Below are 6,000 nucleotides of genomic sequence, written 5' to 3' on the forward strand. Positions count from 1 at the left end.
AGTAAAAGGATATTGTATGCGTACTAATTATTGTGGGCAGTTGAATAGCGCCCATGTGGGCCAAAAAGTGACTCTTTGTGGTTGGGTTAACCGCCGCCGTGACTTAGGTGGACTTATCTTTATTGATATGCGAGATCGTGAAGGTATCGTTCAGGTCTTTTTTGACCCAGAGCAGAAAGAGGCATTTTCACAGGCTTCAGAACTGCGTAATGAATTTTGTATTCAAGTCACAGGAACAGTACGTGCTCGCCCTGATAGCCAAGTTAATAAAAATATGGCAACAGGTGAAATTGAACTAGCGGCAGAATCGCTGTCTATTTTTAACCGTTCTGAAGCGCTACCTTTAGATAGCAACCAAACGAATACAGAAGAGCGTCGTTTAACTTATCGTTATTTAGATTTACGTCGCCCTGAAATGTCACAACGCCTAAAAACTCGTGCGAAAATCACAAGTTTTGTTCGTCGCTTTATGGATGGTGAAGGGTTCCTTGATGTAGAAACGCCAATGCTAACTAAAGCAACGCCAGAAGGTGCGCGTGACTATTTAGTACCAAGTCGTGTTCATAAAGGTAAATTCTACGCATTACCTCAATCACCACAGCTTTTCAAACAGCTGTTAATGATGTCTGGTTTTGATCGCTATTATCAAATCGTAAAATGTTTCCGTGATGAAGATTTACGTGCTGATCGCCAACCTGAATTTACCCAAATCGATGTTGAAACCTCTTTCATGACCGCAGAACAAGTGCGTGAAGTGATGGAGCGCATGATCCACGCATTGTGGTTAGATATCCTGAATGTTGATTTAGGGGCATTCCCTGTCATGACCTTTGCTGAGGCTATGCGTCGTTACGGCTCTGATAAACCAGACCTACGTAACCCAATGGAACTCATCGATATTGCTGATTTAGTGAAAAATGTTGAGTTTAGCGTCTTTGCACAAGCTGCTAATGATGAAAAATGTCGTGTTATCGCGTTACGTGTACCGGGTGGTGCATCGTTAACTCGTAAAAATATCGACGAATATACTCAATTTGTCAGTATTTATGGTGCCAAAGGCCTAGCGTGGATGAAAGTCAACGAAAAGGCAAAAGGTATCGAAGGGGTACAAAGCCCCATTGCTAAATTCCTGACTAATGATGTGGTTAACAGCATCTTAGCGACAACAAATGCAACAGATGGCGACTTAATTTTCTTTGGTGCGGGTCGTCAAGGTACCATGAGTGATGCTATGGGAGCGTTGCGCCTGAAAGTCGGTCGTGATCTGGAACTAACTGATCTTAACGCATGGAAACCACTGTGGGTTATTGATTTCCCAATGTTTGAAGAAGATGAAGATACCGGCAGCCTAAGTGCAATGCACCATCCATTTACTTCACCAAAAGATCTCACACCGGCAGAGCTAACCGCACATCCTGTAGGCGCTGTAGCTAATGCCTATGATATGGTCATTAACGGTTATGAAGTTGGTGGTGGCTCAGTGCGTATCCATCGTAATGAAATGCAACAAGCGGTATTTAGCATTTTAGGTATTACTCCGGATGAGCAACGTGAGAAATTCGGTTTCTTATTAGATGCGCTAAAATTTGGTACACCACCGCATGCCGGGTTAGCATTTGGTTTAGACCGCTTAGTGATGTTATTAACAGGAACAGATAATATCCGTGATGTTATCGCGTTCCCGAAAACCACGGCAGCGGCTTGCTTAATGACCAATGCACCAAGTTTTGCAAATGAAGACGCGTTAAAAGAGCTGGCTATTCAAGTGACAGAAAAAGAAGTTAGCACAGATAACGAGTAAATGATGAAATATAAGCACCCAGTATGTGTTTTAGTTGTTATCTATGCCAAACAGACTAAGCGGGTGCTTATGCTGAAGCGTCGAGATGATCCTGATTTCTGGCAATCTGTGACAGGGAGCCTTGAAGAGGGCGAAACACCTTATCAGGCCGCATTACGAGAAGTGCAGGAAGAAGTAGGAATTGATATCATAAAAGAAAATCTTGAGCTGGTGGATTGCCACCGTTCAATTATTTTTGAGATATTCGCACACTTTCGCCATCGTTATGCGCCTAATGTGACACATTGTCAGGAACATTGGTTTATGTTAGCACTTCCCTCTGAACGGGAAATTGAACTGACTGAGCATACGCAATACCAATGGTTAGATGCGCCACTGGCGGCAAAATTAACTAAGTCAGCCAGCAATCAGCAAGCGATTGAAGAATTTGTTATTTAATTATTAGACCACGTTTGGAGATATTTTCATGGCAGGTCATAGTAAATGGGCCAATACTAAACACCGTAAAGCAGCGCAAGATGCGAAACGCGGTAAGATTTTCACTAAAATTATTCGTGAATTAGTTACAGCAGCACGTTTAGGTGGTGGTGATCCTGCAACTAACCCACGTCTACGTGCGGCAGTTGATAAAGCATTATCTAACAACATGACTCGTGACACACTAAACCGCGCAATTGCTCGCGGTGCGGGAAATGATGAAAACGATAATATGGAAACCATCATTTATGAAGGCTACGGCCCTGGTGGTACTGCTGTTATGGTTGAATGTTTAAGTGATAATCGTAACCGTACTGTTTCCGATGTTCGCCATGCCTTCACCAAAACAGGTGGTAACTTAGGAACGGACGGTTCGGTATCTTATCTCTTTACCAAAAAAGGTGTTATCTCTTATGCACCGGGTGTTGATGAAGATGCCGTCATGGAAGCCGCACTAGAAGCGGGTGCAGAAGACGTTGAAACTTATGATGATGGTGCTATTGACGTTTACACAACCCCTGAAGCTTTCGGTGAAGTAAAAGATGCCATGGATGCTGCGGGTTTTGTCGCTGAATCAGCGGAAGTTTCCATGATCCCATCAACAAAAGCAGAGCTTGATATTGATACCGCACCAAAATTAATGCGCCTTATCGATATGCTAGAAGATAGCGACGATGTGCAAGAAGTGTATCACAACGGTGATATCTCTGATGAAGTTGCAAAACAACTGGAAGATATTCTGTAATTGGTATCACGATAACGGCCAATAGTGGTGTTTTACACTGCGTTGAATAGTGCGAAGAGAAGAGCAGAGCAAGCGTATTTGCTCTTTTCTCTCGCCATCGACCTTATCCGCCATAGGAATTGTTATGGCTATTATTTTAGGTATTGACCCTGGCTCTCGTGTCACGGGATATGGCGTAATTCGCCAACAAGGGCGACAACTTATCTATTTAGGAAGCGGATGTATTCGTACACAGGTTCCTGATCTACCAAGCCGACTGAAACGCATTTATGCGGGAGTCAGTGAAATCATCACTCAATTTTCACCCGATGTATTTTCTGTTGAACAAGTCTTTATGGCAAAAAATGCAGACTCGGCATTAAAATTAGGCCAAGCAAGAGGTGTGGCGATTTTAGCGGCAGTCAATAATGATCTTCCCGTATTTGAATATGCGGCACGTCAAGTAAAACAGAGTGTGGTAGGGACAGGGGGAGCCGATAAAAGCCAAGTACAACATATGGTACGCTCAATCTTAAAACTATCTGCAGCGCCACAGGCAGATGCTGCCGATGCGCTAGCGATTGCGATTACACACTGCCACTTTAATCAAAACTTATTGCGTGTAGGTGATCCGCGTCTTGTTTTAACGCGAGGAAGGTTAAGATAGGCTATCTGTTGGTAAAACAGATGAGTTTTTCGCAGGCTGGATATACGTCCAGCTTTTTTTATGTTATAAATTTGGCGTCAATATTTTTGCGGAGGCGTTAGGGTGATAGGACGTATTAGAGGCGTTATTCTTGAAAAACAGCCACCAGTGGTGCTGATCGAAGCGGGTAATGGGGTGGGTTATGAAATAAATATGCCTATGACCTGTTTTTATGAGTTACCTGATATTGGTCAAGAGGCGATTATCTACACACAATTTATTGTTCGTGAAGATGCTCAATTACTGTATGGTTTTAATCAAAAACAAGAACGGGCACTGTTTCGTGAATTGATAAAAGTCAATGGTGTAGGGCCTAAGCTAGCACTGGCTATTTTATCAGGAATGTCTGCACGCCAATTTGTCACCGTAATTGAAAATGAATCCATCTCCTCATTAGTTAAATTACCGGGAGTCGGTAAAAAAACCGCAGAACGATTAGTGGTTGAAATGAAAGATCGCTTCAAAGGGCTTAATGGCGATCTATTTGAACAAAACGGCGATATTGAGCTACCAGCCAGTGCATCATCGAAAGCGCCATCTGCTGCAGATATTGAAGCAGAAGCTTCCGCTGCCTTAATTGCCTTAGGTTATAAACCACAAGAAGCTGCCAAGATGATTAGTCGGGTAGCAACGGCGGGTGCTGATAGTGAAACACTTATCAAAGAAGCATTACGCGCAGCGATTTAGGAGTAATTGATTGTGATTGAAGCAGATCGCCTGATTTCAGCAGATATACAACAACCTGAAGAAGAAATTATCGATAGGGCTATTCGTCCTAAGCTGCTTGCTGAATATGTGGGACAACCACAAGTTCGTGAACAGATGGAAATCTTTATTCAGGCGGCTAAACTACGTCATGATGCCTTAGATCACTTACTTATCTTTGGTCCGCCGGGGCTTGGTAAAACCACGCTGGCTAATATTATTGCCAATGAGATGGGTGTTAATTTACGTACAACCTCAGGGCCTGTATTAGAGAAAGCCGGCGATCTTGCCGCTATGCTAACCAATCTTGAGCCTCATGATGTACTGTTTATTGATGAAATTCATCGACTCTCGCCCGTTGTTGAAGAAATACTCTATCCGGCAATGGAAGATTATCAACTTGATATTATGATTGGTGAAGGGCCGGCAGCACGCTCCATTAAAATCGACTTACCGCCATTTACTTTAGTTGGGGCGACGACCCGAGCGGGATCGTTAACCTCTCCATTACGTGATCGTTTTGGTATTGTACAACGCCTTGAATTCTATAATGTCGATGACTTACAGCATATTGTTGCACGTAGTGCCAGCTTTATGGGGTTAGAAATAACCGCAGAAGGAGCGCGACAAATTGCTATGCGTTCACGAGGTACACCGCGTATTACTAACCGCTTATTACGCCGAGTAAGAGACTTTGCTCAAGTCAAAGGTAATGGTGAAATTGATGAAGATATCGCGTCTAAAGCACTCGATATGCTTAATGTTGATGCTGCCGGTTTTGACTATCTTGACCGAAAACTACTCTTTGCCATTATTGATAAATTTATGGGTGGCCCCGTAGGGCTTGATAATCTTGCGGCAGCTATTGGTGAAGAGCGTGAAACTATCGAAGATGTATTAGAGCCTTATTTAATTCAGCAAGGTTTTATTCAACGCACCCCCCGTGGTCGGGTAGCCACAAATCATGCTTATCGTCACTTTAATCGCATTATGGAAGCACCGTGATCTGATAAAGTGCTTTGGATATCATTGGGCGATGGTGTTTAATTTCGCCCAATCATTCAATTATTTTGCCTTCCTCTATTCTCATTCTCAATATATCTCATCTCTATATTTACACCTTATTATATAAAAATAATTTTTTAATTTATAACTATCGTTAACATAATAACAATAGAAACTCAGACGATTAAATTAAAACTTCGCTATCTATCAATCGTTATTTTTCCTACTCGTTCATTGAATTTATTTATTATTAACGCCCATAAAATGAGTATTGGTACGTAAAAATAAGACCGAAATATACGCATATTGAGTGTGTTAAATAAAAATAGTGGCTTAATTAGCATGATATTTTAATTAAATTAAGCTTAGCAGCTAAATATATTGACCAATTTGGACTACTCATGGAAAAAGGACAGTATAATTCAATGTGATTGATTTTTAATACTTTAAAATCAATGGATTATATGCGCTATTTTTGATTTAACATTTCCGTTACAAAATATATTTTTATGTACATAGTGTTTCTTGGGTTGCGAGCAATTTGTCTATTTATTCATCATATTTTATGCTGATAAACACTTT

6 protein-coding genes are annotated in these 6,000 nt (G+C 41.6%); all 6 read left to right on the forward strand.

Annotated elements, in window-relative coordinates:
* Positions 1-16: 16 nt before the first annotated feature.
* The 6 genes from aspS to ruvB all read left to right on the forward strand — a co-directional run bounded on the left by aspS (position 17) and on the right by ruvB (position 5,418).
* Positions 17-1,801 carry an aspartate--tRNA ligase gene (aspS, locus tag ACYUCW_RS13950; RefSeq protein ID WP_004251370.1) on the forward strand — a complete coding sequence of 595 codons (1,785 nt, stop codon included), beginning with the start codon at positions 17-19 and terminating at the stop codon, positions 1,799-1,801.
* Between the two features lie 3 nt (positions 1,802-1,804).
* A complete protein-coding gene (nudB, locus tag ACYUCW_RS13955) occupies positions 1,805-2,239 on the forward strand; it encodes a dihydroneopterin triphosphate diphosphatase (RefSeq protein ID WP_004247981.1) in 435 nt (144 codons plus the stop codon).
* Between the two features lie 28 nt (positions 2,240-2,267).
* A complete protein-coding gene (locus tag ACYUCW_RS13960; protein ID WP_004242729.1) occupies positions 2,268-3,023 on the forward strand; it encodes a YebC/PmpR family DNA-binding transcriptional regulator in 756 nt (251 codons plus the stop codon).
* Between the two features lie 124 nt (positions 3,024-3,147).
* Positions 3,148-3,669: a crossover junction endodeoxyribonuclease RuvC gene (ruvC, locus tag ACYUCW_RS13965; RefSeq protein WP_004242730.1), complete on the forward strand. Its 522-nt coding sequence runs from the start codon at positions 3,148-3,150 to the stop codon at positions 3,667-3,669.
* Between the two features lie 102 nt (positions 3,670-3,771).
* A complete protein-coding gene (ruvA, locus tag ACYUCW_RS13970; protein ID WP_163748534.1) occupies positions 3,772-4,395 on the forward strand; it encodes a Holliday junction branch migration protein RuvA in 624 nt (207 codons plus the stop codon).
* A gap of 12 nt (positions 4,396-4,407) precedes the next feature.
* Positions 4,408-5,418 (forward strand): Holliday junction branch migration DNA helicase RuvB, encoded by a 1,011-nt coding sequence (gene ruvB / locus ACYUCW_RS13975; RefSeq protein WP_004242732.1) that lies wholly within the window; start codon positions 4,408-4,410, stop codon positions 5,416-5,418.
* The last annotated feature ends 582 nt before the right edge of the window (positions 5,419-6,000 follow it).

Source organism: Proteus sp. MB838 (genome assembly GCF_054767435.1).